Source organism: Flavobacterium omnivorum, from assembly GCF_900099915.1.
Lineage (GTDB): Bacteria > Bacteroidota > Bacteroidia > Flavobacteriales > Flavobacteriaceae > Flavobacterium > Flavobacterium omnivorum.
Genome location: NZ_FNDB01000015.1, coordinates 1 through 25,807, shown reverse-complemented (window position 1 = coordinate 25,807; position 25,807 = coordinate 1). Strand labels below are relative to the sequence as shown.

Genomic DNA, 25,807 nt, shown 5'->3' with positions numbered 1-25,807 from the left:
AGCACAGTCTCCTAGAAGTCTTGAATAGATTGCGATGAACATAGTAACACAGATAGTACTTGTATTTTAAAATTAATAATCAGAATAGTCAGTAGGATACATAAACGTGATATCCATGTGCGATACATTATTCTGATATTTTGGGAGGGAGGACATTTCTTTCCATTCTGCTGCTTGTGAAAAAGAGCTCCAATGTGCTTCGCGACTCGCCTTATCGGCAAAAGTAGTCAGGTACATTAGGTTTGGCATTTTGGCACCGGAGATGACTTCGCCATAAAAGACAGCATTAAATCCGAGTTTATCAAACAGTTTTATTTCTCCACCACCATTAAACATGTCTACTTTGTTGGCGTAAATGGTTTCAGTTGCTGATTCGTAACTTCTTAATTCATAAACACGATTTTTTCTTATGCTATTTAGTACTGGTTTTTTTAGTAACGGATGATCTGAAAAAGCTTTTAGTAAAACAGATTCTATTCTCAGGTAAGGAGGCTGCTTGTGTGTTGCATTCAAATAGGGAGCACTTGCAAGCAAGTACCCTTTGTCTTTTGCTAATTTTTTGTCTAGGGTTAGAAATCCTTCTAAAGTAGAAAAAGGGATTATCACGATGATTTTTTTTAGCGTATCCTTGCCGTTAGATAAAGGTTTAAAAACACCTATATCTTTAATTCCTAGTTTTTTTAAACCGGGTAAATACGCCTCCTTTAAGTACAGGTCAGTAGTTTGTTCTTGTTCTTCGCTTTTAAAAATATACGTTTTAATTTGGTAATATTCCTCAGCTGACGCTTTAGATGGTGTGGTGCTGGTATCCGTAAAAAATGAATTAAAACTGCTAAAGATCAAAATCAATAGCAATGCAGATAATAGTTTTGATAATTTCATTATTGGTTTTTTATGGATTAATAACTAATTGATAACCTAATTATAAAAGTATAAAAAAAACGGATGCATGGGGAGACAAATATTTTTACTCCATCCTAGTTTACTTTTCCTTTTTTGACCCACTGATAATTCTCGAAATTAATCCATTCTGTGTCGTAAACTCTGATAAGAAAATACCGCCTAAGTGAAGAACGATAAAGGTCAACAAATAGTAAATCGAAAGTACGTGTATTTGTTCCATTGGCTCTTTTAAATTTTTTGGACCTAAAACAATAATTAAACCTGTCGTTAGAGAAATGGCTACACAGACATAAAAAATGGCATAAATGGAATATTGAAATTTTTCCTGTGCCGTAAGGCCACGACTAAAAGGATTGGAGAACTTCATCTGTCCAAAAAACGGAAGTAAAATTCGGATACTGTACAAACCTACCAAAGCGTATCCAATATAAATATGCCAATCCCACATAGGTTTTCTTATTTTTTTGGCAAGTGTAAGGAGCTGGTCTTGTGATAAAGATTGATTTGTAGTCGCTAAATAATCTTGAATGATCAGTGCGACATTGTTTTTGTTCATCCACGTAAGTCTTAAAAATATAGTAAAAAGCATAGCCATCAAGCAAATTGCTATGGACCAATGGATTATTCTATAAGTGACGGAGTAGCTTCTTATTCTCATGATTTTTTAATATTAATTGATTTTACCCTAATTTTAAACCTTAATTAAGTAGCAATGATAAAACAAATAGGATTGGATTCTTCAATTTATTAAAGACTGATAAAATCTTCACTTTTAGGAAAAAGGGTAATGGCTTCAATAGCAATTTCAGGTGTAGGATGAGCAATTTTGCGCAATTTTGTATCCATCCAAGCCCCATCAACAGTTATTATGGCGCAAAGTTTATCCTCTTCATTCAAGAACTCATGCACAATAGACCAGCGTGAAGCATCGGGTTTCATTTTAGAAATTTTGGTACGCATTATGATTTTATCAGAAAGTTTTATTTCTTTTCTAAAAATACATTCTTCTCTAAATAGAATTGGACCAAAATGCTGCGCTTGTAAAACTTTCATTGTTAGGCCTAAACCTTCTAGAATTTCAATACGATGTTGCGCACCAAAGTCATAATAAGCACTGTGGCGTACATGAAAATTAGGGTCTAAGTCAGACCAACGAAAGGATAATTCTTTGCTAAAAGATGTCATTATTATTTTTTTTAAGTTTTTTTATTAGATCTCTTTTGCATTTAAATAGAGCAGCAAAAAGACAAAGTACTATGGTCAAAACTACGCAATATATGTGGAACGAAAACCAACTAAATCAATTCTTTTACCCTTTTTTTTAGAACGTTATAATCAAACGTAGTCTGTAAAACTTTTGTTTCTTCTTAAAAATATAATTATAAACGGTCTTTTGGATTGCAATCAGCAAGGTTAAATAGTGAATAGTATACTTTGTCTTTTTTAAGAATTTTTGTTAAGGGAAAACGATAGGCAATTTTTTGCACTGCATCCACCATTAGTATGAAAGGTTCTATTGGGTTAAGGGTAAATCTATTATAGCATTTTTTTCATGGAACCGGTTTCTAAGAATTGCAAATGAAATTTAAAAGCTTCTTCCAGAAGATGTGGTGCGACCACCGCGAAGATTGGAACGATTAAAATAATTTGATAGTTCTTCTTTGTACTCGGGATGAACGCAATTATCGATAATTACTTTGGCGGGTTCTCTTGGCGCCAGTCCTCTCAAATCAGCGACTCCTTGCTCCATCATCAAAACATCAACATTGTGTTCCGTATGATCTACATGGGAAACCATAGGTAAAACAAGAAACAGTATTTCCTTCTTTAGAGGAGGATTGGGTTACAAAAATACTCAGATAGGCATTTCGAGCAAAATCACCTGACCCGCCAGTGCCGTTCATCATCTTGGTTCCAGCAATATGCGTTGAATTTACATAGCCGTAAATATCAAATTCTATCGCTGTTTTGATAGCAATAACGCCTAATCTTCTGATGACCTCAGCCGAATTGCTTATGGTTTGAGGACGAAGTAGCATCTTATCTTTATAAAAATCAAAATTAGCCAGTATTTTTTTATAGCAAGTTTCTGAAGCAGTGATAGAAGAAGCCGAGGCGAAATTCATTTTTCCGCTATCTATAAGTTCAAAGGTGCTGTCTTGCAAAACTTCGGAATACATCACTAAATTCTCAAAACTATTTTTCGCAAATCCAGACATAACGGCATTGGCTACTTTTCCAATTCCAGCCTGAAGTGACATCAACGAATTAGTTAAGCGACCTGCTGTGATTTCATTTTCTAAAAAACCTAAAAGATGCCCAGCAATAGCTGCAGTTTTTTTTATTTCTAAAGGGTATACGGAAGATAATGCTTGTCAATTAGCGTTAAAAAAAATCGCAAGTTCCGTGGCAAAACAATCGGTTTTATTGTCTAATATGGAAATTTTTACCGTCGTAGGGTATGCCATGTTAGTTATCGTCATCTTTTGGGTTATAAACCAACACATAAAACAAACAGTTGATATTTTTAAAAATAGGATATGGGGAAATTAAAATGGAATTTTTACACTTTTTTTACTTTAGAATAAAAAAAAATAGCAGATAGCACAAAATCAAAACGAAAGCTAAATACAATCGCTTATATTTTAGACTACAAATTTAAAACAGGAACTTTCGATTTGTATGGATTAATTTTGCTACCCTTTTCCATACGTCATTTTCAATTTTAAATAATGAAATAACGAGGTGATTTTATTGTGGCGCTTATAATTTTATTTTAATTCTACCGTAGCTCTGGCTTTGCCTGCGAATGGTTAGGTCAAAAAAAGATTTTATCTGCTACATCAATCCATGTGATTGTTTGAAAAGACCGTACTGTATATCAACAAAAAGGAAGAGCTTCAATTTAAACCTATTGCTTTAGCTGTTTTTTCTAAATTTTATTTTTCTAGCTGAAATAGTTTGACGACTTTTTTTTTACCTTATCTAAAATTACAACTAACGCCGCTCCACATATTAGTGATTTTTGCTTCTTTTCCCATGCCGTCAAAAATTCCGTATAGGCCTGAAGTCGTTGAAAATTCATATCCCAAACTGGATTTCTTCACGATAATCACATAAGCGCTTTCCATTTCTCCTCTTGTAGATCCAATACCGATTCCAGACATGGTAGTAATCTTTGTTGTATTTCGTGGGTTGAGGCTTACATACCAACCCGCAAATTCCCAAGGGCTTTCTGATTCCACTGATTGTGCCCCTTTTTTCTGAAACACTAGCGTCAATCCATTATTCCAAGATGCCATTTTTAGCCGTCCAGCGCCACACTCTGCATTAATTCCTTCGGATATTGGTTTTGATTGTAAAATTCTAGTCACGATTTCTTTCATTTCATCAAAGGGTTTGCCAAAAGGAATTTCCGTTGTGGAACCTGTCGTTGTATTTATTGCCTGTAAAGCATTTGACGTTAGAATAAGTTGGTGAGTCTTTTGCGATTTTATAGCGGTCACACTATCGGTCGTCTTCTGGTTGCTATCTTCAACAATTTGCAAAGTGTCTGCCTTTTTTTTAATTGCTGCTTTTGTCGCTTGGTTGTCTTTGTTTTGACAATTCAAAAGCAATACTGAAATAAGAATTAGAAAAGAAGAAAATTTCATGTTAGGTGTTTTAAATCAAATGTATTGAGTCACTTAAATACTATTCTTAATGATGGGTATCTACATTATTTTTTTCAATTAATTAGTTTGAAATGGAAGGTAGCATTTTTCAATAATCAAAAAAGAAATGTTTTTAAAATAGGGTAGGTTCAAGCAGTTAAAAGAGAGCCAGCGGTTTGCCAATTGTTACCCACACAATTATATATATTTTTTTCAAATGTTGGGAGATGGAATTCCAAAGATAGTCTAACAAGTCGCTTATTATAGAAATATCAAAGGGAATTGGTAGTGATTTTGCAAAAAAAAACCGCTGTATTGCTACAACGGTTTATAAAATAAAAGGTTTAAACCTTATTTAGGCATTACTACAGTATCAATTGCATGAATTACTCCATTTGAAGCAGCTACATCAGCAAGAACAACGGTTGCCATTCCGCCATTTGCATCCGTTAACATTACTTTACCGTCTTTCAAACTTAAAACGATTGTACCTCCTTGAACAGTGGTAACAGTGTATTTTCCGTTGTTTTTGTTTATGGCATCAATTACGGTTGCAGCGTCAAATTTACCTGATACTACGTGGTACGTCAAAACTGATTTCAGTTTATCAAGACTTTCGGGTTTCAATAAACCATCTACAGTTCCTGCAGGAAGTTTATCAAATGCAGCGTTGTTTGGTGCAAAAACAGTGAAAGGACCTTCACTACTTAACGTTTCAACTAAACCTGCTGCTTTTACAGCTGCTACAAGTGTTGAGAAATCTGCATTTCCAGAGGCTACTCCTACAATGTTTGGTGTTTCCACTACAACTGTAGTGTCCATTGCTACTGCTGTTGAATCAGTCATTTCTGTTGATTCTGCTTGTTTTTTTTCTCCACAAGAAGTAGTGATTACTCCTAATAACACAAGTGCACTAATTGCTTTTACTAATTTCATAGTCAATATTTTAAGTTTAAATTAAATTAAGATATTCAAAGATAAACAAAAATATGGTTTGTTTAATATTTTTAACAATATTTTAAACAAATTATAAAAAATAATTTTTTTCGGCCCTAGCTTTTCTGTTGTGCTTTTATTAGTGGACAATAGCCAGGCAGGGGGAGCGAGTGCTAACCAGTTCCCTATTTTTTGGTGGTTTTTACTTCGCCTGATAGCATTAATAGTCTAGCGATGCAAGATCCGAAATTAATTTACGATTTACTTTTTTGTACCGGCATTGGAAACGCTTCAACCTTTTGGCAAAGCCAAAGAAAACCAAAGCGGAATGATTGCCGTTTTACACACTTGGGGACAGCAATTGAGTTTGCATCCACACTTGCATTGCATTGTTCCAGGTGGTGGTGTCGACAAAAACGGACAGTGGCAAAATAGCAGAACGGATGGCAAATTTTTATTCCCAGTCAAGGCCTTGTCGAAGGTTTTTAGGGCTAAATATTGCGCCAAACTCAAGGCAAAATTACCGATCCAATACGAACAAATCCGGAAAGAATTGTGGCGCAAGCCTTGGGTTGTATTTGCTAAGAAACCTTTTGGAAGCCCAAAGTCAGTGGTGGAATATTTGGGCAGATACACCCATAAAATTGCCATTAGCAACCAGAGAATCAAGAGCATTGACATGCAAAACGTGGCTTTTGAGTACAAGGATTACCAAGTAGCTGGTGTGAAAAAACGAATGACACTCACGCACAAAGAGTTTATTCGCCGATTTTTATTGCATATTTTGCCCAAACGGTTTACTTCGTCAGTTCGCCCTTTGGGCTCGGGTGTTAAGATCCGGCATTACGGTTTTTTGAGCAGCACTTGGAAGCGTCAGAAGTTGAAGCTTTTGCAGGAAAAGCTACAAGTGAAGGTATTAGAAAAAGCAGAAAAGAAGCCTTTTTTACCTAAATGTCCGTGTTGTAAAACTGGTAATTTACACCGGATAGCAGTCTTTGACCAGCGTGGTCCACCTGCTTGGTATCTTGGCGGTAGCCAAAGTTCAAATTCCTATGAAAATTAATTTTATGGGTAAGGGAACTTATATTTAAAAGTGAAGGAACACACGAAAAAAACTAAGCAGAAAACACTCCAAAAAAAAGAGGCTCGCTTGCCTCTTGTAATTCTCTCTAAAATCTTTACAACAAGTGCATAGGTTGACGGAATTACAATCGGTTCCTTTCAACCCGGGTTTCATTGTTCGTGCTGCGCACGCAACGAAACCCTAGCTGTTGTACGTTCGTTTTTAATTCGTTTTAATTTTTTCTCCTTCTACTGTGTTTAATTTAATTTCCTTTAGAAAACTTAATATTTTTTTTTCTTTATCTATGTTTCCAACAAAGCCAGACTCTTTTGAATAATATAGTAAATATTCATCATTTTTATTAGAATCTCTATTTGTTAATTGTTTACATTTTACTAAAATACAATCATCATAATTTTTATTTGATGTTTCAAAAGTTGCTTTTTCTTCTATCACTTCATATTTCCAACTGCCATCATTTTCAAGCCAATTGTCTCCAATTTTGGGATTTATTGGTAATAATATTGATTCAGAATTTGTAATTCTATTGAATTGTAAATAATTAATGTCGGACTTTCTTATGTATGTAGTATCAATATCGCCAAAAGAATACTTTCTAATTTCAACATAATACAAGTTTCCATTAATTTCTTTTTTTTCATCCGTAAAATATTCATAATAGTAATGTTTACCATATTTGAAAAATTTGATGTTATTAGCCTTTTCAAACAACAGATAGTAATTATTGTCATTTATTAAACTGAAAGACATTGTAGATACGATGATAAACAGTAAAATTATTTTTTTCATGTTTGTATGAGTTAAATTTATACACAACGTCAGTTCGTCTAAAAACCTCTAAACGAACTCTATTTGGTTAATCAATGAGTAAATATATGTGATTTAAACTACAATTAAAAATTTTTATGGGAAAAGTCACTTTCCCGTTCTCATAATAAAACAATCCGTAAAAAGGGTTGAAAATCGCTCTTATATGCCCAAATTACAAAGCCAATACTTTTAAATACTGCACTGAAGACGAACAAACTTCGATAGCACGGATTTGCAATCCGTGCCCGTAAATAATATCGAAATAATTCTAATAAAACCACTTCTATTTCACACTCTAAATCGGCATAATTTCTCGCTCAATCATTCTCTTTGTGGGCACGGATTGCAAATCCGCGCTATCGTTGTTCGAAAAATCAGATATACGAAGTATCGGGTATTTTGGTGGTAGCCAAAACACCATTCCCCGTTAACGCTAATTTACGGATAAGGTAACTTGTATTCCAAAGTGATCGAAAACACGAAAAAAACCAAGCAGAAAACACTCCAAAAAAAAGAGGCTCGTTTGCCTCTTATAATTCTTTCTAAAACCTTTACGACAACTCCATAGTGTTAACGTACGTACAATCTGTTCTCCCGTAAAAACGGGACAGCCTGTTCAACCCGGGTTTACCTCATTGAATTAATTTTTGTTGGTATTCGGTGATTATAATTCATTGTTCTTGCTACGCACGCAGCGAATCCCTAGCTGTTAGCGGATGGGCTTTATTCTTCAAATTCTATTGCTTTATTTAGATATTCAATTAATGGTTTTGTGGTTTTAAAATAGGTAATAATAATTTTTATTGCATCTGCACTTGTTACAACATCGTCATTTATATTTTCTTTGGTACAAAATCCTTTCATTTTAAGTAATTCAATAACGTCCTCTCTTTTTTCAGAGAAATTATTGAATTTTTTTAATTTGTTTTCACCTTGAATACCGCTTGGGAATGTATCTTGAAATATTTTACTCGAAATTATACCGTTAATTTCCTCGTATGAATAACTTATTTCTTTGCGAATTTTTTTTAAATATTCAGGTGTTGTTTGCCAAATTCCTCCGCCGACCATTATATTACCTGGTTCGATGTGGATAAAATATCCTGCTGTATTTCCGTGTCGAGCATTTTTATTAAGAACTACTAAAACATAGTTTTTATATGGTGTTTTGTCTTTTGAAAATCGCAAATCTCTGTTTACTCTGGTTAAGCATTTTTTAGGAATTAAATCTGCATTTGCTATTGATAAGTCAATTTTTGCTAATTCTGTTAATAAACTGTCTGTAAACGAAATAATATCATCTTTGTAGTCTTGATAAATTATTTTGTTTTGTTCAAACCACTCTTTTGAGTTATTTTTTTTCAGTTCTTTTAAAAAATTTAAAGACGTTTGTTTAATCATTATTTGCTTAATTTATCTATGTGTTTTATAATTGTTTTGATTTGTTTCTCTTCAACTTTTTGTGAAATAATGCTTTCTAAAATTTCATTTTTTTCAGTTTCATTTAGTTTTTTATAAGCCTCTAAAACTTCTGATTCTTTGAAAGTTTCTAAAATTTGTTTTTCAGTTATTCCTTCTTTTTTCTTTAATAAATATAGAGAAACCGTAACAATTTCACCACCTTTTTTATTGATTGCTTTACGTATTTCACTATTTACAGAAAGCATTTTATCTTCTCCTTTAATTGGTGCAAGTTGTCTTCTACTAATTTCAAAGTTATCAATGAATCCTGAAACTACTATTTCGCCCCATTTTCCCTCAATGTTTTTTGAATTTGGAATTCTCAAATGATAAGTCCAAGCACCTTTTCCGTGTTCGTATATTAACTCGAGTTTTTCGTCTTTTATGATATAGTCCATTTTTTCGTCTCGTTTTTTTTAACCTATCTGTTGACGTCAGTCTGTGAAAAAACCTCCGTTGTATTTATGCTCAAATATAACAAAATACTTGTACAAAAAGAAGATTTTTCGTATTTTTAAGAATGCAACACATCATAGGTATTTCCCGTCAGCAAATGCGTTTTTCAAGTTTAGAAGATACTATAAGTCCCGATAACCAAGTGCGATTTATAGATGCCTTTGTAGAGTTTTTTGACCTCTCTAAGCTCGATTTTGCCGTAAAAACGCTCAAGACCGAAGGTCGCCCGAGTTTCAATAGTAAAGTGTTTCTAAAAATCTATTTATACGGTTATCTCAATGGATTAAGAAGTAGTCGCAAACTAAAAAAAGAATGTTTGAGAAACATAGAACTGCAGTGGCTTTTAGAAGATATCCGTCCTAATTACCACAGTATTTCCGATTTTAGAAAGAGTAATCCCATTGCCTTGAAAAAGCTATTCAAACTCTATGTTCTTTTTTTAAAAGATGCTGATTTAATAGGCTGTGAAACCATTGCGATCGATGGCACCAAAAGCCGAGCCCACAATAGCAAGAAAGCCAATTTCAACCAAAAGAAAATTGACAAACATGTGGATTATATTGAAGTAAAAACCCAAAAATACTTAAATGCTTTGGAAGAAAATGACGCCAAAGATAACCCCGCTAAAATCCAAAATATCCAACAAAAGTGAGACCGATTGAAAGGGAACAAATTGCGTTATGAGCAACTGGAAGAAAAACTAAAAGCCAGTGGCGAGCCTCAAATAAGTTCTACCGATAGCGATGCCAGAGCCTTATTAGTGCAAGGACAAGTAGTTGAAATCTCATTCAATCTTCAAGCCGCAGTCGATGCTAAACATAATCTTGTAGTGGCCACGCACACCATCAACAAGAATGATCGCAGTGCTTTGTCAGCTATTGCCATAGAAGCCAAAGAGAATCTAGGTATAGAAACCTATACCGCACTCGTGGACAAAGGCTATCATAATGGCAAACAAATAGAAATTTGCAAACAAGCCAACATCACTACCATTGTAGCCCAGCCAGAACAAGGAAAAAGTAACGAAAACGGTACGACTAAGGATTATTTGGTAGCCCAATTTCAATACAATAAAGACACCGATACCTATACATGTCCGCAGGGCGAAATACTAAAAACTACAGGCAGTTGGCATAAGAAAACTACAGATAAAGACAGCTATAATTTTAAAAAATACCGAACCCCAAAATGCAAAGAATGTCCCGTAAAACATTTATGTACTAGTAGAGCGGCAGGCAGAGAATTAAGCGAAGCGAATCACGAAAACCATTAAAAAACAAATATGAAATTGAGTAAATCGACCGAAGTCAATATGCCGATGCCGTAGAAGAAAACAACAAGCGTTACCATGCAAATGCGCAACTCTACCGAAAGCGACAGGAGATTAACGAGCATATCTTTGGAACCATCAAGCGACAATGGGGCTATAACCACACTAATTTAACGGGACTAGAAAAAGTAAACGGAGAACACAGCCTGATTATGCTGGTGTATAACATCAAACGCAGTATCAATATCCTGGGCGTTCCCGATCTTATTGCCAAACTCAAAAAATGGAACTCACCTTACAAGGCAAAAGTCTTGTTTTGTCTAAAAACGAAGCGCATAAAGCCACAATTAGACTTTATTTTTCATCAAACTAAATTTGCAGCCTAAAAAAAGAGCCTTCTTAAAAGGCTTTATTTGAATTGTGGCGCCGTGAAATTTGAAGATTATATTAGAAAAAAGAGGTTTTTTCACAGCCTGACGTTCCCGCGCTACAAGCAGTTTGGGACTAAATTAAGCCCATTATTCGGATTTGCCAAATCTTCCAAATACAAAACCAATTTCAAATTAAGCCTAATACCCAAATTGCTTGTAGCGTGTGTTAGGCACAGTAATTTTAGGCTGTTAGTTAATTCAATATTTTTCACAATTTTTCAAAGTATGAAAAGAGAGGTTCTTTATGTGCAATTCGAATTTCATTTCCGCTTTTCATCACTATAACTGCGCGCCCTTTTAAGTTCGACTTTCTCTGAGAAGAGTTAAGTTTAGTTTTGTCGACACTTGAAGACAAGAAACCAACATTCCATCTGTCGGTGTCTTCACTTATGCAAAATGCTTTTGGATTAAGACTGTTGTGTCTGCCTTTTAATATATTGTCAACATTGTTTTCACTGTCAAACAATTCATAACTTAATTTTGATTTATCGCCAGGTAATGAAGTATAACCATTGTCCACAATAAATTTTTCTGCGAGTTTAATTGCTTGTTCTTTTGATAATTGGTCACTCGTTTTAAAACCCGAAGTCAGGCCCAAAAAAAGGGTAAGTATTAGAATTTTAAAAGTAAAAAATTTTAGATTTATTTTCATTATTCTCACTTTTTTGTCGTCGGTTATTATTGTGCCTAACGTCTTGGCACTACAGCGGGTTTGGGATTAAATTAAACCCTATTTTAGGATTTGCCAAATCATAACAAATACAAAACCAACTTTCCATTAAGCCAATTGCCCAAATCCGTTGTAGTGGCTGTTATGCGACGTATTTTCTATTTAGTTTTGCAATATACTTCCATATTTGGTAAACCAGAAGGATTGCTTTTTCCGTCAGAAACTAACACCAAGATGAGTTCATTTTCAGTGATTTTAGTTATACGTGAATTTGTTTTGTTATTGATTGCAAGGTCAATGTATTTTTTATTTTCATTAAAAGTCCATTTTCCTTTTTGTTTAGTTTTTTCTTTGATTACTAAATAGGTGTTGTCAGAATTAAACTCGAATTCAAAGGCAATATTATTTGGTAATTGATTTATTCTCATTCCATTCATCACTGCATAATCTGCTTTCCAAGTTTTACATAAAGCTTTGTTCAATTCGGTTTTGGTTTGTGATATATTTTGCGCTTTTGTGTTAAAGTATATTCCAAAAAATAAACCTAATGTTAAGTATAAAATTTTCTTCATTTAAAATCTAAATTTGATTATTTACGTTTTTTTCTAATATGTCGCATAACGTTCTGGCGCTACACGAGGTTTGGGATTAAAGATGCGAGGTTTTTCGGTTAAACACAAATTTTCCAAGTACAAAACCATCTTTAAATTCAACCTAATGCCCAAATCTTGTGTAACGGCTGTTAGCGGATGTTTTTTATTACCATTCTCTCCATAAGTCAGCAATTCCTTCACCGTCGGCATAATCTTTTGGTTTTAAACCTGACGCAAGAGTTATTTGGTCAATAAGTTCACATAAATCTTCTCTTTCACCTGTTTCAATAATTCCTTCATCTTTCTCATTCAATTTGTTTAGTGAATTAATCGCTATTTCAAAATATTTTTCCTTTTCATTTTTGTTTCCATTTTCACCTAATGTGATAAGTTTGAATATTAAATTGTCAAATATTCCTTTTGCTTCATTACAATTTTCCTCTGTATATTGTTCCATTTGATACTCAAAAAAATTCTCTCTCCATTTTGCGAATGGATATAATTCCTTGGTTTTGTTTAGTTTTTCAGAGTAAGTTAAACTATCATTTAGAGAATGATCAAATTCAGTTCTAGGTTGAGATTTTTCTGTTAAGTTATTTTCAACTTCAGGATTGTTGTTTGTTTTTTTTGAATTAGTATACAAATAAGCTATAACGCCGATTATTAAAGTTCCAATAATTAAATAGGTCATTTTTTTCATTTTTAATTTCGTGTTGTTTCTCGAAAATATCCGCTAACGTTCTGGCACTACAGCGGGTTTGGGATTAAATTAAGCTCTATTTTCGGATTTGCCAAATCTTCCAAATACAAAACCAACTTTCCATTACGTCCAATGCCCAAATCCGTTGTAGTGGCTGTTACCTGCTGGTTTTCTCTTTAGCAAGTTCGGTTATATATTCAGTTAATTTATCTAATTCTACTTTTTCAAAAGCAATAGGTCCAATAATGTCTACAGCAAATTTTTCAGTTTCCAAGTATGTCCATTTTGAAATAACTGTCATATAATTATCATCAATTTGTTTAAATCTATTTCGGATAGCAATTCCGATTTGATTATCAAACTCAAAATGACTTTTGCTATTGTTTTTGGCTAAATGAGTTCCCGCATTTTTTTCGTCAAAATAGAGATTAAGTTTTTCTAAAATTTCATTAGTAATAGGGCTGTATGCAAAATCATCAAATTCAGAAACTTCAAATTCAGAATATTTAATTTTGTTTAGAAGTTTTTGGATTAAGTATAATTCTTGTGATTTAAACATATTTTCTAATTTCTGTTTTGGATGAATTTTGTGTTAAACTAGCAGGTAACGTCCCGAGGCTTGGCGTCAGTTGGGGATTTGGTTAGCCAAATGTATCGATTTAAAAACCAACTTCCAAACACAAAACCAACTTTGATAAAGCCTAAAACCCCAATTGCGCCAAACCGCTGTTGGCAGTAGTATTTATTTGTAATAATACTCGGTTTCTGTTTTTGTTAATTCTTTTCTATGTTTTACTTTATAATCCATTTTTAGAATCTTCAATTCGTCAATTAATACTGGTTGTTTATTTTCAATGTAAAAAGGTGCAAAGAAGAAATTTTCGTTATTTTTTTGTTGATCTAAAAATTTGGTAAAAAACATTCCATTACTGATCTTTAAGTTATTCCAATAAATCATTTGAATTAAAGTTGATTGTTGGCTTTTTCCATATTTTTCAACTTTCATTGCATTTTCATATTCGTTAAACATATTATTTATCCATTTTCGTTTTGGATTTGAATAAAGAAATGTTGAATAACTTGAATCTTCCTCTAAAATGAACGAAATACAGATATTATTGTCTTCGTCAATATCTTCATCTAAATTCCAAGATTTAATATATTTAAAAAACTTAATTGCATATTCTTTTTCCGCATATGCAGGTCCAAAGTAATTCAAATATCCATTTTCTTTTGGAATTTCAGGATTTAATAAAAAATAACCATTTGTTAGCCATTGGTCATATTCAACTTCAAAAGTTGAAAATGGTTGAAGAATCATTACAGAATATTCAAAAAGTGTTTTTTCAAAGAATCTCCCAATGAAGAAAAGTATAAATGTTAAAATGATTCCAACTTCGTATGGAAGAATTAAAAAACTCAATAGTATTCCAATTACTGTTAAAGCTCTTAATGTCCATTTGACATACTTTTCATACTTCTCGTGAACAATTAGTTTTGGATAATATTTTTTCCATTCAACTCTAACTAAAGTATTGGAATCAATTTTCCAATTTCCAACTTTTATTTTCATTTTCGGTTTTTTTCGGGAATATTACTGCCAACGTCAGTTTGTCTCAAAACCTCCATTTATTTATTTGTCAGCGTAAATATAGTTGATTTAAACTACAAAAAAACAACTTTCTGTAAAAAGTGGTTTGGTGTGCAGCCCAAAAAACAGAGCTGTAAAACGCCTTAAAATGCTTCGCATAATTATTAAAAAACAAGGGCAGTGCTTTTAGGTACTGTTTGAACTCAATTGGGTCAATCAGGTTCAAGAGTCTGCGCAGGTTGTAGGCAGTGAAGATCAATCCAACATCAGCCGAGGCGTGTTTTATAGTTTTCTTGGTCATGATATAATAAAATCCCCATTGTCTTTTAATTACTCCGTAAGGATGTTCTACAATAGCTTGCCGCCTGCGATAGATCTCATAGTTGTTTTGGATTCTGAGCTTGTTTTCATAGATTAAATCGGCATACTGAGAGCGTTCTATGAGTCTGCCTTTTTTATTTTTGGTGCATTTGTCAAAAAACGAACAACTCAAGCAAGCCGTTGTTTTGTAATGCTTCATCTGGGTTATCGACTTTCCGTTTGTTTTGTTGTACCAATTTCCGTTTGTGGTTAGGGTTTGATTGGCAGGACAAGTATAGGTATCGGTATCTTTATGGTATTTAAAATGCTCGACATCAAAAGCCGTATCGGGCGCATGAGCTGATACAGCTGGAATGGCAACCAGAACATCAATATTGAGCCTGTTGGCATAATCAAATTCACTTCCAGTGTAATAGCCTTTGTCATAAATAGCGGTAAAATTGTTGTGTCCTACGATGGTTTTGGCCCGGCGCAGCATGCCGCCCATTGCTTTAGAATCATTTTCATTGGTAACTTTAAAATCAATAGGAATGTTGTGCAGTGCATCTACAGTGGTTTGTACCGTGTAGGCCACTTCAGAGATGTTGTTTCTGGTCATGATTTGGCGACTATCAGGATCCGAAGTAGATATTTGTGTCACTCCAGTGGTGTCAATGGTGTTTTGATATCCAAGATATTTTTGTTTTTGAGCGCTGTGTTTTTTGACCTTTTTAACGATACTTTTTTTGAGTTCTAAATCCCCGTCTTCTTTGGCTAGAGCCAAATTATATTCTTGGAGTTTATTGTCAATGTGCTTGAGGTGACGCTCAATTTTATTGGAGTTGAAGTTGTTTTTCTTGGAGTTTTGCGCTCTGAGTTTGGTGCTGTCACCAGCTAGTAAAGTACCCCCAATGAGTTCAAAATGCGAAGCAATTTTCACCGTAGCCTGAAAAACTCTTTGAATGCCTTTTGTATTGTTTTTTCTAAAGCTAGCAATGGTGTTGTGATCAGGGGCGAGCTTACACAAGAGCCACATGGCTTCGGTATTGCGCAGGCATTCTTTTTCTAAATCTCGAGAAGACCTCACTTTATTGAGATAGCCATAGAGGTAAAGTTTGAGCAATTGCGCGGGATGATACGGCGGTCTACCGTTAGTATCAGTTTTGAGTTTAAAGCCCAATTCGTCAAGGTTTAAACTATCTACAAAAGCATCAATGAGACGCACTTGGTTGTCCTGTGCGATGGTCTCTTCGAGCGAGGCTACAAAAAGAGGTATTTGGCTTCTGTCTTCTCCTGTGATGTGTTTTATCATTCGCCTTGGTTTAAGAGTGATTCACGGGATGAAAATCACACTTAAAAGTACGGTATTTCAAGGAGCTACGCAAGTATTTAAGAAGAAAATTTGGGTTAAAATATATGCGTAAAAAGAAGAGGTTTTGAGACAGTTTGACGTCCCGTGGCTTTGCGATGGTGGGGAATTAAAAGCACAAATGCTCAATCAAACATCGATGCCAAATATAAGCACAAATGTTCAATTAAGCACTAAAGCCCCACTATTGCAAAACCGCTGTTGGGCGTTCGTTCTTTTTCTTCCGCTATTTTTACTTAACTTTTATTTTCTATTCTGTTTTTCAACGTCTGATTAAATTCTGTGTAGCTTTTTAAGAAAAAGTTCATAATGAAATTACCCATAAATAAAGTGGCAAATCCATTCGCTTCGTCTGATTGAATGAATTTCGTTTGATTTTCTGATATTTTCTCCAATTGATATTTATGGTTGTCTGTTATGCCTAAAATAAATGGGTCGCTCCAACCAAATAATTTTCCTTCTTCAAAGTGTATAAGTTCGTGTTTATAAATACCAACTTTGCCTTTATTGTCCATAAAATGAACATCGGTTTGTCCATTTTTTCTAAAATCGCCTTCAATTTTTTGTAACGATTTACTCCAAGTTGGCATTTCTTTGAAGTTGGTTAGTTCACGCCAAACTTTTTCGATTGGTGCGTTTATTAGTATTTCAGTATAAACACTTCTTTTAAATGTTGAGTGTTTTGTAATTTTATTATTTGTCATTATTCTGAATTTTTTGATTGATTGATTGTAAATGTTCGATGTAAAAATGTCCTCTTTTTTCAGCGAAAAAGTCTAATGAAAGCAAAACTGCACATTGAATAAAAAGACCTAAACCAAAGCCTTTCCAAAAGCCATAATTTGATAAAGCATACATTAAGATGATGCCTAAAAAAATCATTGCAATTTCAAAATAGCGATAAAGAACAAAATTTTTCATTACTTTTTCCATTCTTGGAATTTCTTCTAATTGAATTTTTTGTGGTTCATATTTTAAAATGTTTTCTACTTTTAAATTGTCCTTTGGACTTCTTGTAAAGATTGTTGTTCCAATAATAATTTGTATCAATGAAAAAAAGACTAATGGAATAGCTAATCCTTTCCAAAAACTATCTTTTACAAAGAAATAAAGATAAACGGATAAAATAATTGCAAAAATGCCGAAACCTATGAATAATAGGCTTTCGGCTTTTTCAGCATTAAAATAAGTTTTTATTGCTTCCATTTTCTTAACTTTTTAAAGTCCAAGCATCAGCTTGTAGTTGTTTGATATAATCCTCAACAGGCTGTGGACAAACATTTCTGAAATTTGGATTGTCTGAAAGAATAACATCTACAATTACGTCAACCATCATTTGTGGGTCAAATTGTTGAGATAACATTTCTTCAAATCCTGCAAAAATTGTCTCTGATGTAAAGTTCGTTTTTGGGTTGTACCAATGTCTGATGCTGTCCATTCCTCTGTCATTAAAACCTGTGTCAAAAGCACCTGGATTTACCGTAGCAATTTTGATGTTGAACGGTTCTAACTCCACTTTTAATCCTTCTGCTATAGCTTCCAAAGCGTGTTTTGTAGCACAATAAGCCGATGCGTATGGAACAGTTAGCAAACCACCCATTGAAGAAGTGAATACAATTTTACCTGATTTTTTAGTAACCATTTTTTTTATAAATCCTTGTGCAAATTCTAAAGCTGAAAACACATTGATTTCAAACATAGAGCGGATTAAATCAAGTGGTTGTTCGCCAATTGGTCCTGCTTCCATAAGTCCTGCGTTGCTGAATAAAACATCAATGTCGTACTTTTCAATTAAATATTCTCTTTCTCTTTGTTTGGTTATATCTAGTTTTTCTATTGTCAAATTGGTAAGATTTTTCGCTTTTGCTTCAGCTTTAAGTTCTGTTACTTGTGGCCAAATTTCTGCTGTTGCAATAACATTATGTCCTTTTTCTGCTAAAATAAAAGCAGTTGTTTTTGCAAATCCGTGACCTGCTCCTGTAATTAAAATTGTCTTTGTCATTTTGAAATTATTTTTAAATTTCTGCAAACCTAAAGCAATATTCTTAAACCTACAACGTTAGAGTATAGTCTATACTTGTGATTATTTTAATAATAATTTATCTTTGCCAAAAAAAAACATAGGAAATGCTGATAAATGAATTGTCGAAACGAACTGTTATTACTGCACACACAATTCGATTTTATGAAAAGTCGGGGTTGATAAAAGGTGTTCGTGATGAAAACATAAAGTCAAATAACTATTTTCATTACGATGAAGAAACAGTTGAAAAATTGGAATTAATTCGTGATGCAAAAGCAATAGGATATACAATTAGTGAAATTGCACAACTAATTGATGCTTGGTACAGCAATAAATTGTCAAAAAACGAAAAATTGGCTTTTCTGGATGAAAAGTTGGTTTCGCTTGACCAAAAAATTAAGGATTTGAAAGAGATGAAACGATTAATCAGTGAGTATAAAAAAGATGTCCTAAATGGTGAATGTTAGGTTTTCTGCGGTCCGGTAGAATGACGCCCAACGTTCCGGCGCTTGGCGAGGTTGCGAACTTCGGAACTGATTATTTTCTATCAAAGATAAAATTTCTTGCGAAATGTAAACGTGAATTTACTACAAAATTCGCAATCTTGCCAAACGCCTGTTGGTGGCAGTATTAATCCCATTCCTTTAGTTCATTGTCAAATTCTTTCAAGTTGTGATTTAAGAATTTAAGTTCTAAAATATATTCATTTTCTGTTTTTTTGTAGACTATTTTGTCGGCAATATATTTTTCAATTAGGTTTAAATTGAGTTTTTCGCTTAACGTTTTTATTTCATTTGGATAATTTCCATATTCAGTTTTATAAGTTTCTATTTTATTTGTTAATTTAATTCCAATTTTATTTGTAGTGTAATCATAAGTTTTAAAAGCAAGACCAATTATAACCATATTTGCAAAACCTAAATAGGCAATTAGTTCAGAGTATTTTCTTAAGTTAGAATTATTATTTATTCCTCTATACCATCTTGCTATTAAACCTCCAATTCCCATCGTAATCATAATTACCCAAAACATATAAAAATTGCTTAAGGAAACAATAAGCATACAAATTAAAATTAGCGAATAAGCAAAATATTTTTGACTATTTGAAACTGTACTTAATAATAAGTTAGAATTGAAGTTTTTGATTAGATTATTTCGTTGATATTTTTCTGAAACTCTAATATGGTTGATAAAATCTGTCAGTTTATTTTCGTCAATTTTGATTTGACTTAAATTTATATTCAATTCTTGAGCACCAACATATTTATTGAGTTTATTTAACCAACTAAAAGTATTTTTTTTGAATACAAATGTTTCGTCGACAACTATTGATATAAATTTTTGATTATAAATATCTATCAAATAAGACTCCTTAATTTGTTCCCATTTGATTTCTTTCTGTTTTGTTGTTCTGTCCCAAATTCCATTTTCATTTATTATAATTTGAGGTCTTTTGTCTAATAAAGTAAAAATGCTAATTGGAATTCCCAAACCAAAAAAAGAAGCAATAAACCAACCCATATAATAATCAAAAGTTCCATTTTGCTTTTCAGAAATCATCCAAATTCCAATTAATACAAAAGGTAAACACAAAGCAAGGATTTTTATTCCTTTCGAGTTAGATTTGTATAGTTTTAGTTCTGTCATTTTTGATTTTGTCTTTTTCTACGAGTTGCGAAAATATTGCCACCAACTAGTATATAGGCGAAACAAACCTTCGTGTATCACCCCATATTTGGGTAGATTGGCGAAGGTTTGTTTCGTTTTACTTGCTTCCAAATATACTAAAATTTTCTTACAAGTCATCAAAAGGACTTTTTATTTGTTGGATACTTTTCGTGCTAACATGTGTGTATATTTCAGTTGTTTTACTGCTACTATGTCCTAATAATTCTTGTATATATCTTAAATCAGTACCACTTTCTAATAAATGCGTCGCAAAGCTGTGTCGCAACCAGTGTAAAGTAGCGGGTTTTGTTATTCTTGCTTTGTGCAAAGCTTGTTTTAATACTAATTGTAAACTTCTTGAATCGTAGCTTATACCTGCTGTTTGTCCCTCAAACAAATAAGTGGTGGGTTTAAATACTTTATAATAGTCCCGTAACATTTCTAATATTTTAGGACTTAGGGGTACAATTCTGTCTTTTTGACCTTTGGCATTTTTTAGTAGTACAATATTCCTTTTTGAGTCAATATGTTTAGGTTGCAAAGCCAATAATTCGCCACAACGCAAGCCACAACTGTAAATTAACGAAAGCATCATTTTATGTTTGATATTGCTGTGGGCATTCAAGATTAATTTTATTTCTTCTTTACTCAATACATTGGGTAATAACTTGGCTCGTTTTGGGCGGTGTATTTTTTCTATTTCTACTTTGGTTTCACGAACTGTTTTGAAATATAATTTTATGGCATTTACGATTTGGTTTTGGTAGGAAGCAGATAAATTATTTTTTAGGATGTAGTCATTAGTGTAAATGATTACATCATCATTTGATATTTCTTGGATTGCTTTTTCTCGATAAAAAACCAAAAACGATTTTAATGCTTCACTGTATGTTTTTATAGTGCTGGGACTATATCTTTTTGAGGATAGCCATTGTGTGAACTTTTCTATTTGTGCTATGCCTTCTAGAGAGGGTACGGTGTGGGATGTTGGTTTTATTTTAAATCGCAATCGGTTATTTTCCGTATCAGGCAAATGCCATGCTACTAGAGATTGGCTCCATCGTGCGCCGTCAATTTGTTTGATTCGGGCAATGAATTCGGCATTTTTGTTGAAATAAACGGCTATTCGTTTTTCGTTTTTGTGTGTGAGTAGTTTTGCAGACCAGTTCATAATGGGCGAATTAAAAAACTAAAGATATTGATTTTTAATCTAGTAGTAGGTTTTGATTTACCATATAAGTCATGTACGTTTTTGGCTGTAATTTTTTGTGTTGGCTAGTTGTAAGCAATAAGAATAAAACAATGGTGCATTTTTTTTACCATATAAGTCATTTAAGTTTCATTTGTTAGGCTTATATACCTTAAACAACAATAAGGTCATTTAAGGTTTAATGCTTATATGACTCCTCTGTTAAATATTATTTCACTCATTTTATAGTATGACATTAAATAGGTCCAACTGCTCAGGTAAAAAAGGTTGTGTAAAATGTTGTGTTTATTTGACATATATGGAGGTGGTTTACCATATAAGTGATGTAAGTCTTTAGTTTTGTTGTTGTAGGTTTACTGCTCATAGGTATAAAAAGATAGGTAAGGTGTAGTGATTGTATAATTTATATGTTGGAGGTGCATTTTAATCGAGTAGCAGCGCGCTACTGAAATTCTTTGGTACTTAATTTTTAGCCCTGATGGCAGTGAAAATCCTGTGGCTTTGGGTGGCTGTTTTTTTTCTGGCTACAAAGAGCGACCAGCGGAAGCACCTTTGTGGCCTTGAAAAAAAAGCCAACCCAGCCAGAGATTGCAACGAACAGCAGGATTAGCTCCTGAAATGTCATCTTGTCAGATTTTTTTACGCCAATTTTAACATAAACTGACAATTTAATAGGTGGTTTTGTATTGGCACAAAGATTGACTTATCGACTTCGAGTCATTAAAACTAGTATACAATAAAATTAAATATATTAAAAATGGGTAAAATAATCGGAATTGATTTAGGTACGACCAACTCTTGTGTTTCTGTAATGGAAGGTAATGAAGCAGTTGTTATTCCTAATGCAGAAGGAAAAAGAACAACACCATCTATCATCGCTTTTGTTGAAGGTGGGGAAATTAAAGTAGGAGATCCTGCTAAAAGACAAGCGGTAACTAATCCAACTAAGACTATTGCTTCTATCAAACGTTTTATGGGACGTGGTTTTGGTGAAGTTTCGGCTGAAGCCAAAAGAGTTTCATACAAAATTGTAAAAGGGGACAACAATACGCCACGTGTGGATATTGATGGTCGTTTATACTCTGCTCAAGAATTGTCAGCAATGACTCTTCAAAAAATGAAAAAAACTGCTGAAGACTATTTAGGTCAAACAGTTACAGAAGCGGTTATTACGGTTCCTGCTTACTTTAATGATGCACAACGTCAAGCTACGAAAGAAGCGGGTGAAATTGCAGGTCTTAAAGTAATGCGTATTATCAACGAGCCTACAGCAGCTGCACTTGCTTATGGTTTAGATAAAAAAGGAAAAGATCAAAAAATTGCTGTTTACGATTTAGGTGGAGGTACATTTGATATTTCTGTTCTTGAATTAGGAGACGGAGTCTTTGAAGTATTGTCTACAAACGGAGACACTCACTTAGGTGGAGATGATTTTGACCATGAAATTATTGATTGGTTAGCTGCTGATTTCTTAACGGAAGAAGGGATTGACTTGCGTTTAGATCCAATGTCTTTGCAACGTTTGAAAGAAGCTGCTGAGAAAGCAAAAATTGAATTGTCTTCTTCTGCTGAAACTGAAATCAACTTACCATACGTAACGGCTACAGCTTCAGGACCAAAACACTTAGTTAAAAAATTAACTAGAGCACAATTTGAAAAATTAACTGATGCATTAGTAAAACGTTCTATGGCACCAGTTGCTAAAGCGCTTAAAGATGCTAATTTAACAGTTTCTGATATTGACGAAGTGATCCTTGTAGGAGGTTCTACTCGTATGCCAAGAATTGCTGAAGAAGTGGAAAAATTCTTTGGTAAAAAAGCATCTAAAGGAGTTAACCCTGATGAAGTTGTTGCAATTGGAGCAGCTATTCAAGGTGGAGTTCTTTCTGGAGATGTAAAAGATGTATTGTTACTTGACGTTACACCTTTATCTTTAGGTATCGAAACTATGGGTGGCGTTATGACTACATTAATTGAGTCTAATACTACTATTCCAACTAAAAAATCTCAAGTTTTCTCTACCGCTGCAGATTCTCAACCAACAGTTGAATTGCACGTATTGCAAGGCGCTAGAGCAATGGCTGCTGATAACAAAACTATCGGTCGTTTTAACTTAGACGGTATTCCACCAGCACCAAGAGGGGTTCCACAAATTGAAGTAACTTTTGATATTGATGCTAATGGTATCATCAAAGTTTCAGCAACTGACAAAGGAACTGGTAAATCTCACGATATTCGTATCGAAGCTTCTTCTGGATTAACATCTGAAGAAATCGAAAGAATGAAACAAGATGCTGAAGCTAACGCTGAGTCTGATAAAATTGCAAGATCTAGAGCTGAAAAATTGAACGAAGCAGATGGAATGATTTTCCAAACTGAAACGCAATTGAAAGAACTAGGAGCTAAATTATCTGACGATAACAAAGTGGCAGTAGAATATGCATTGACTGAATTGAGAATGGCACACCAATCTCAAGACATTCCTGCAATTCAAACGGCTCTTGACAACATCAACGCAGCTTGGAAAACAGCTACTGAAGCAATGTATGCTCAAGGAGAACAAGGTCAACAAGAAGCACAACCTCAAGGGGATGCAGCTCAAGGTGACAATGTTGAAGACGTTGAATTTGAAGAAGTAAAATAAGTAGCAAACTCCCGATATATCGGGATGTGAATCACTTATCTCGATTTTTATCGGGATCATAATTAGGAGAAACCGAGTCAGCAATGGCTCGGTTTTTTTTATGCCTCTATTTTGTAGTTTGTTTTGTGCCAAACATCCTTGTGATCACAACTGCATGTGGAAAAGTGATGGCAGCCAAGAAAGAGAAAAATAAAGCATTGAAAAGCTGCTCTTCTCTAAATATAAAATAGATCAGTGCAATCCCTACAATGGAGATTAGCCAGTAAACTCCTGCTGCTCGACAATAGGCAACAAAATAGGTACTAGAAAAGGAGCCATTTAAAAACTTAATTTGGTCAATTATAGAAGGAATACTGTGCCACAAAACAAAATAGATTGCAAATCCCCATATTAGACTGGAAGATTTAAAAAGGATCGCAAAGAGCAGTAAAAAAAAGAGCTCTACCAGTAATTTTTTTCTAATTTTTTCTGATTTCCAATAAAAATAGGCGCTTAAGCATAGGAAAGTGACTACTGAAACCTGCAATGCTATCCAAAAGTAGGGAAGCGGTACAAGCATATTTGCTATTTTAAAGATGATGTTCTGCACTTGAATGGTGTGAAAATTAAATAACAAGAGCAAAATAACAAGTCCGTAAAAAAAGTGGAATAGTAATAGGAGCCAAGTTGGAAAGTCTTGTTCTAAATTTTGCCATTGCTGTTCTCCAAAATGATTTGCGCTCACTATGATAAAGAGTAAAAGTGCTACTTGCGGAATAATGTAAAATAAAAGTATCCCTGCTAAAACAACCATTACGTAATACGCTAGTATTTTAAATCGAGAATTGGTTTGCTTTATCGTGTTTGTATTTTTAATTAGGAGTAAATCATTTGCGCCATGTAAAATTCCAAAGGTAAAGATCAAAAGGAAACCCGATAGTATTTGCATCCTGGTGGATAAAAAGGAATCCATCCATAATCCGAAAAAGCTAGCTACTATTGCGATATTTGAATAATTTTTCATTTAATTTAATTATTGTTTAAAATTAGGTAAAAAATAATAAACAAAAATGTTTTTTTTATCGTTTAACTTTTCATATATTTGGTTAAACAAAACCATTTAAAATTAATTTTTATGACAAATTTTATGTTTATTTCAGGATTAGTTGGGAAAATGTTACCTACTGATTATGTTGGATTTACTTTTTTTGTAGGCTGTATGGCTATGATGGCTGCATCAGCGTTCTTCTTTTTATCACTGAGCCAATTTGATAAAAAGTGGCGAACCTCAGTATTAGTTTCTGGTTTAATTACCTTTATTGCTGCGGTACATTATTTCTACATGAGAGATTATTGGGCTTCATTTGGAGAATCGCCTACTTTCTTCCGTTACGTTGACTGGGTACTAACGGTGCCATTAATGTGTTTGGAATTTTACCTAATACTAAAAGTAGCGGGAGCCAAACAATCATTACTATGGAAGATGATTATCTATTCTATTGTAATGTTAGTTACAGGTTACATTGGAGAGGTAATTGCTCCAGATAGTGCTGCTTTATGGGGATTCATTTCCGGAGCTGCTTATTTCTTAATCGTGTATGAAATCTGGTTAGGTGAGGCATCAAAATTAGCTACAGCAGCTGGTGGAGAAGTGCTTAAAGCACACAAAATTTTATGTTGGTTTGTACTAGTAGGTTGGTCCATTTATCCATTAGGATATATGATGGGGACAACAGGATGGTACAACTCATTTATCCCTGCGGGTAACATCGATGTAGTGTACAACATTGCAGATGCTATCAATAAGATAGGGTTTGGTTTAGTAATTTACAGTTTAGCTGTTAAGTCTTCTAAAGATTAATTCCTATTTTCATCTTTAATTTGATAACCGAACTAGAAATAGTTCGGTTTTTTTTTATGGGTAAAATTAATATGCGATTTTTTCACCGTTTTACAAGCTCGGCTGTAATTCTATCACAAGATTTTAAAAAAAAAGAAACCGCAGATGCACAGATTAACAAAAAATTTAAATCTGCGAATCTGCGGTAACTAAATA

26 protein-coding genes and 2 pseudogenes are annotated in these 25,807 nt (G+C 33.6%); 7 read left to right on the top strand and 21 right to left on the bottom strand.

All coding sequences use genetic code 11. The features are described 5' to 3' along the window. Positions 1-72: 72 nt before the first annotated feature. From BLS90_RS12805 to BLS90_RS12775, 6 genes and pseudogenes are all read right to left on the bottom strand, one after another. Positions 73-882, bottom strand: a complete 810-nt coding sequence (locus BLS90_RS12805; RefSeq protein WP_091258309.1) for an NIPSNAP family protein — start codon at positions 880-882, stop codon at positions 73-75. A 100-nt stretch (positions 883-982) separates the two neighbouring features. Next, positions 983-1,561: a cytochrome b/b6 domain-containing protein gene (locus tag BLS90_RS12800; protein WP_091258307.1), complete on the bottom strand. Its 579-nt coding sequence runs from the start codon at positions 1,559-1,561 to the stop codon at positions 983-985. Positions 1,562-1,650: 89 nt separating this feature from the next. Beyond that, positions 1,651-2,088: an acyl-CoA thioesterase gene (locus tag BLS90_RS12795; protein WP_091258305.1), complete on the bottom strand. Its 438-nt coding sequence runs from the start codon at positions 2,086-2,088 to the stop codon at positions 1,651-1,653. A gap of 351 nt (positions 2,089-2,439) precedes the next feature. Continuing rightward, a pseudogene (locus BLS90_RS12790) lies at positions 2,440-3,242 on the bottom strand (acetyl-CoA hydrolase/transferase C-terminal domain-containing protein); the annotation flags it as partial. Positions 3,243-3,884: 642 nt separating this feature from the next. Then, positions 3,885-4,556, bottom strand: coding sequence for a hypothetical protein (locus BLS90_RS12780; RefSeq protein WP_091258301.1), 672 nt, complete (start codon positions 4,554-4,556; stop codon positions 3,885-3,887). A gap of 351 nt (positions 4,557-4,907) precedes the next feature. Further along, positions 4,908-5,492, bottom strand: a complete 585-nt coding sequence (locus BLS90_RS12775) for a fasciclin domain-containing protein (RefSeq protein WP_091258299.1) — start codon at positions 5,490-5,492, stop codon at positions 4,908-4,910. 177 nt (positions 5,493-5,669) lie between these two features. Here BLS90_RS12775 and BLS90_RS12770 point away from each other — a divergent pair. After that, positions 5,670-6,555: pseudogene (locus BLS90_RS12770) on the top strand (IS91 family transposase); the annotation flags it as partial. 222 nt (positions 6,556-6,777) lie between these two features. Here the strand turns inward: BLS90_RS12770 and BLS90_RS12765 are convergent. The 3 genes from BLS90_RS12765 to BLS90_RS12755 all read right to left on the bottom strand — a co-directional run bounded on the left by BLS90_RS12765 (position 6,778) and on the right by BLS90_RS12755 (position 9,245). After that, entirely contained in the window at positions 6,778-7,365 is a 588-nt protein-coding gene (locus BLS90_RS12765) for a hypothetical protein (RefSeq protein WP_091258297.1), read from the bottom strand. 744 nt (positions 7,366-8,109) lie between these two features. Continuing rightward, complete coding sequence (locus BLS90_RS12760) at positions 8,110-8,787, bottom strand: DUF2461 domain-containing protein (protein ID WP_091258295.1); 678 nt, start codon at positions 8,785-8,787, stop codon at positions 8,110-8,112. Continuing rightward, positions 8,787-9,245, bottom strand: a complete 459-nt coding sequence (locus BLS90_RS12755; RefSeq protein ID WP_091258293.1) for a DUF1905 domain-containing protein — start codon at positions 9,243-9,245, stop codon at positions 8,787-8,789. The genes BLS90_RS12760 and BLS90_RS12755 overlap by 1 nt, the downstream gene beginning before the upstream one ends. A gap of 122 nt (positions 9,246-9,367) precedes the next feature. Here BLS90_RS12755 and BLS90_RS17140 point away from each other — a divergent pair, with 122 nt between their 5' ends. From BLS90_RS17140 to BLS90_RS17240, 3 genes are read left to right on the top strand one after another with little or no spacing between them, the layout of a single operon-like run. After that, the gene (locus BLS90_RS17140; RefSeq protein WP_245705107.1) at positions 9,368-9,955 is read left to right on the top strand and encodes a transposase; all 588 of its coding nucleotides are present in this window, start codon (positions 9,368-9,370) and stop codon (positions 9,953-9,955) included. A 6-nt stretch (positions 9,956-9,961) separates the two neighbouring features. Next, a complete protein-coding gene (locus BLS90_RS17245; RefSeq protein ID WP_262488578.1) occupies positions 9,962-10,576 on the top strand; it encodes a transposase in 615 nt (204 codons plus the stop codon). 23 nt (positions 10,577-10,599) lie between these two features. Further along, on the top strand, positions 10,600-10,959 hold the full coding sequence (locus tag BLS90_RS17240; protein ID WP_262488579.1) for a transposase: 360 nt from the start codon (positions 10,600-10,602) through the stop codon (positions 10,957-10,959). Between the two features lie 253 nt (positions 10,960-11,212). Here the strand turns inward: BLS90_RS17240 and BLS90_RS12745 are convergent, their stop codons facing one another. From BLS90_RS12745 to BLS90_RS12705, 9 genes are all read right to left on the bottom strand, one after another. After that, complete coding sequence (locus BLS90_RS12745) at positions 11,213-11,656, bottom strand: hypothetical protein (RefSeq protein WP_091258291.1); 444 nt, start codon at positions 11,654-11,656, stop codon at positions 11,213-11,215. 176 nt (positions 11,657-11,832) lie between these two features. Beyond that, positions 11,833-12,246: a hypothetical protein gene (locus BLS90_RS12740; RefSeq protein ID WP_091258289.1), complete on the bottom strand. Its 414-nt coding sequence runs from the start codon at positions 12,244-12,246 to the stop codon at positions 11,833-11,835. A gap of 187 nt (positions 12,247-12,433) precedes the next feature. Then, positions 12,434-12,958, bottom strand: a complete 525-nt coding sequence (locus tag BLS90_RS12735) for a hypothetical protein (protein ID WP_139171424.1) — start codon at positions 12,956-12,958, stop codon at positions 12,434-12,436. A gap of 166 nt (positions 12,959-13,124) precedes the next feature. Beyond that, positions 13,125-13,526 (bottom strand): hypothetical protein, encoded by a 402-nt coding sequence (locus tag BLS90_RS12730; protein WP_091258286.1) that lies wholly within the window; start codon positions 13,524-13,526, stop codon positions 13,125-13,127. Positions 13,527-13,709: 183 nt separating this feature from the next. After that, positions 13,710-14,540, bottom strand: coding sequence for a hypothetical protein (locus BLS90_RS12725; RefSeq protein WP_091258284.1), 831 nt, complete (start codon positions 14,538-14,540; stop codon positions 13,710-13,712). 67 nt (positions 14,541-14,607) lie between these two features. After that, on the bottom strand, positions 14,608-16,170 hold the full coding sequence (locus BLS90_RS12720; RefSeq protein WP_175455483.1) for an IS1182 family transposase: 1,563 nt from the start codon (positions 16,168-16,170) through the stop codon (positions 14,608-14,610). Between the two features lie 293 nt (positions 16,171-16,463). After that, on the bottom strand, positions 16,464-16,931 hold the full coding sequence (locus BLS90_RS12715; protein ID WP_091258282.1) for an SRPBCC family protein: 468 nt from the start codon (positions 16,929-16,931) through the stop codon (positions 16,464-16,466). Beyond that, positions 16,921-17,433, bottom strand: coding sequence for a hypothetical protein (locus tag BLS90_RS12710; protein WP_091258280.1), 513 nt, complete (start codon positions 17,431-17,433; stop codon positions 16,921-16,923). The genes BLS90_RS12715 and BLS90_RS12710 overlap by 11 nt, the downstream gene beginning before the upstream one ends. 4 nt (positions 17,434-17,437) lie before the next feature. Beyond that, positions 17,438-18,229 carry an SDR family oxidoreductase gene (locus BLS90_RS12705; protein WP_091258278.1) on the bottom strand — a complete coding sequence of 264 codons (792 nt, stop codon included), beginning with the start codon at positions 18,227-18,229 and terminating at the stop codon, positions 17,438-17,440. 125 nt (positions 18,230-18,354) lie between these two features. Here BLS90_RS12705 and BLS90_RS12700 point away from each other — a divergent pair, with 125 nt between their 5' ends. Then, on the top strand, positions 18,355-18,717 hold the full coding sequence (locus tag BLS90_RS12700) for a MerR family transcriptional regulator (protein ID WP_091258276.1): 363 nt from the start codon (positions 18,355-18,357) through the stop codon (positions 18,715-18,717). A 163-nt stretch (positions 18,718-18,880) separates the two neighbouring features. Here the strand turns inward: BLS90_RS12700 and BLS90_RS12695 are convergent, their stop codons facing one another. Next, positions 18,881-19,897: an STM3941 family protein gene (locus BLS90_RS12695; RefSeq protein WP_091258274.1), complete on the bottom strand. Its 1,017-nt coding sequence runs from the start codon at positions 19,895-19,897 to the stop codon at positions 18,881-18,883. 148 nt (positions 19,898-20,045) lie between these two features. Further along, positions 20,046-21,089: a tyrosine-type recombinase/integrase gene (locus BLS90_RS12690; protein WP_091258272.1), complete on the bottom strand. Its 1,044-nt coding sequence runs from the start codon at positions 21,087-21,089 to the stop codon at positions 20,046-20,048. A 796-nt stretch (positions 21,090-21,885) separates the two neighbouring features. Between BLS90_RS12690 and dnaK the strand changes: the two genes are divergently transcribed. Continuing rightward, positions 21,886-23,772 carry a molecular chaperone DnaK gene (dnaK, locus tag BLS90_RS12685; protein WP_066077149.1) on the top strand — a complete coding sequence of 629 codons (1,887 nt, stop codon included), beginning with the start codon at positions 21,886-21,888 and terminating at the stop codon, positions 23,770-23,772. 106 nt (positions 23,773-23,878) lie between these two features. Here dnaK and BLS90_RS12680 read toward each other — a convergent pair whose 3' ends face one another. Then, on the bottom strand, positions 23,879-24,775 hold the full coding sequence (locus BLS90_RS12680; protein ID WP_091258270.1) for a Brp/Blh family beta-carotene 15,15'-dioxygenase: 897 nt from the start codon (positions 24,773-24,775) through the stop codon (positions 23,879-23,881). 111 nt (positions 24,776-24,886) lie between these two features. Between BLS90_RS12680 and BLS90_RS12675 the strand changes: the two genes are divergently transcribed. Beyond that, positions 24,887-25,612 carry a bacteriorhodopsin-like gene (locus BLS90_RS12675; RefSeq protein ID WP_073353058.1) on the top strand — a complete coding sequence of 242 codons (726 nt, stop codon included), beginning with the start codon at positions 24,887-24,889 and terminating at the stop codon, positions 25,610-25,612. Positions 25,613-25,807 lie beyond the last annotated feature (195 nt).

Bases quoted from the DNA above. Each gene is read 5' to 3' on its own strand.
- BLS90_RS12730 (WP_091258286.1), bottom strand. From the start codon at position 13,526: ATGTTTAAATCACAAGAATTATACTTAATCCAAAAACTTCTAAACAAA.
- BLS90_RS12725 (WP_091258284.1), bottom strand. From the start codon at position 14,540: ATGAAAATAAAAGTTGGAAATTGGAAAATTGATTCCAATACTTTAGTT.
- BLS90_RS12675 (WP_073353058.1), top strand. From the start codon at position 24,887: ATGACAAATTTTATGTTTATTTCAGGATTAGTTGGGAAAATGTTACCT.
- BLS90_RS12710 (WP_091258280.1), bottom strand. From the start codon at position 17,433: ATGGAAGCAATAAAAACTTATTTTAATGCTGAAAAAGCCGAAAGCCTA.
- dnaK (WP_066077149.1), top strand. From the start codon at position 21,886: ATGGGTAAAATAATCGGAATTGATTTAGGTACGACCAACTCTTGTGTT.
- BLS90_RS12680 (WP_091258270.1), bottom strand. From the start codon at position 24,775: ATGAAAAATTATTCAAATATCGCAATAGTAGCTAGCTTTTTCGGATTA.
- BLS90_RS12775 (WP_091258299.1), bottom strand. From the start codon at position 5,492: ATGAAATTAGTAAAAGCAATTAGTGCACTTGTGTTATTAGGAGTAATC.
- BLS90_RS12735 (WP_139171424.1), bottom strand. From the start codon at position 12,958: ATGACCTATTTAATTATTGGAACTTTAATAATCGGCGTTATAGCTTAT.
- BLS90_RS12715 (WP_091258282.1), bottom strand. From the start codon at position 16,931: ATGACAAATAATAAAATTACAAAACACTCAACATTTAAAAGAAGTGTT.
- BLS90_RS12755 (WP_091258293.1), bottom strand. From the start codon at position 9,245: ATGGACTATATCATAAAAGACGAAAAACTCGAGTTAATATACGAACAC.
- BLS90_RS17140 (WP_245705107.1), top strand. From the start codon at position 9,368: ATGCAACACATCATAGGTATTTCCCGTCAGCAAATGCGTTTTTCAAGT.
- BLS90_RS12780 (WP_091258301.1), bottom strand. From the start codon at position 4,556: ATGAAATTTTCTTCTTTTCTAATTCTTATTTCAGTATTGCTTTTGAAT.
- BLS90_RS12690 (WP_091258272.1), bottom strand. From the start codon at position 21,089: ATGAACTGGTCTGCAAAACTACTCACACACAAAAACGAAAAACGAATA.
- BLS90_RS12740 (WP_091258289.1), bottom strand. From the start codon at position 12,246: ATGAAGAAAATTTTATACTTAACATTAGGTTTATTTTTTGGAATATAC.
- BLS90_RS12800 (WP_091258307.1), bottom strand. From the start codon at position 1,561: ATGAGAATAAGAAGCTACTCCGTCACTTATAGAATAATCCATTGGTCC.
- BLS90_RS12795 (WP_091258305.1), bottom strand. From the start codon at position 2,088: ATGACATCTTTTAGCAAAGAATTATCCTTTCGTTGGTCTGACTTAGAC.
- BLS90_RS12760 (WP_091258295.1), bottom strand. From the start codon at position 8,787: ATGATTAAACAAACGTCTTTAAATTTTTTAAAAGAACTGAAAAAAAAT.
- BLS90_RS12700 (WP_091258276.1), top strand. From the start codon at position 18,355: ATGCTGATAAATGAATTGTCGAAACGAACTGTTATTACTGCACACACA.
- BLS90_RS12705 (WP_091258278.1), bottom strand. From the start codon at position 18,229: ATGACAAAGACAATTTTAATTACAGGAGCAGGTCACGGATTTGCAAAA.
- BLS90_RS12745 (WP_091258291.1), bottom strand. From the start codon at position 11,656: ATGAAAATAAATCTAAAATTTTTTACTTTTAAAATTCTAATACTTACC.
- BLS90_RS12720 (WP_175455483.1), bottom strand. From the start codon at position 16,170: ATGATAAAACACATCACAGGAGAAGACAGAAGCCAAATACCTCTTTTT.
- BLS90_RS12765 (WP_091258297.1), bottom strand. From the start codon at position 7,365: ATGAAAAAAATAATTTTACTGTTTATCATCGTATCTACAATGTCTTTC.
- BLS90_RS12695 (WP_091258274.1), bottom strand. From the start codon at position 19,897: ATGACAGAACTAAAACTATACAAATCTAACTCGAAAGGAATAAAAATC.
- BLS90_RS12805 (WP_091258309.1), bottom strand. From the start codon at position 882: ATGAAATTATCAAAACTATTATCTGCATTGCTATTGATTTTGATCTTT.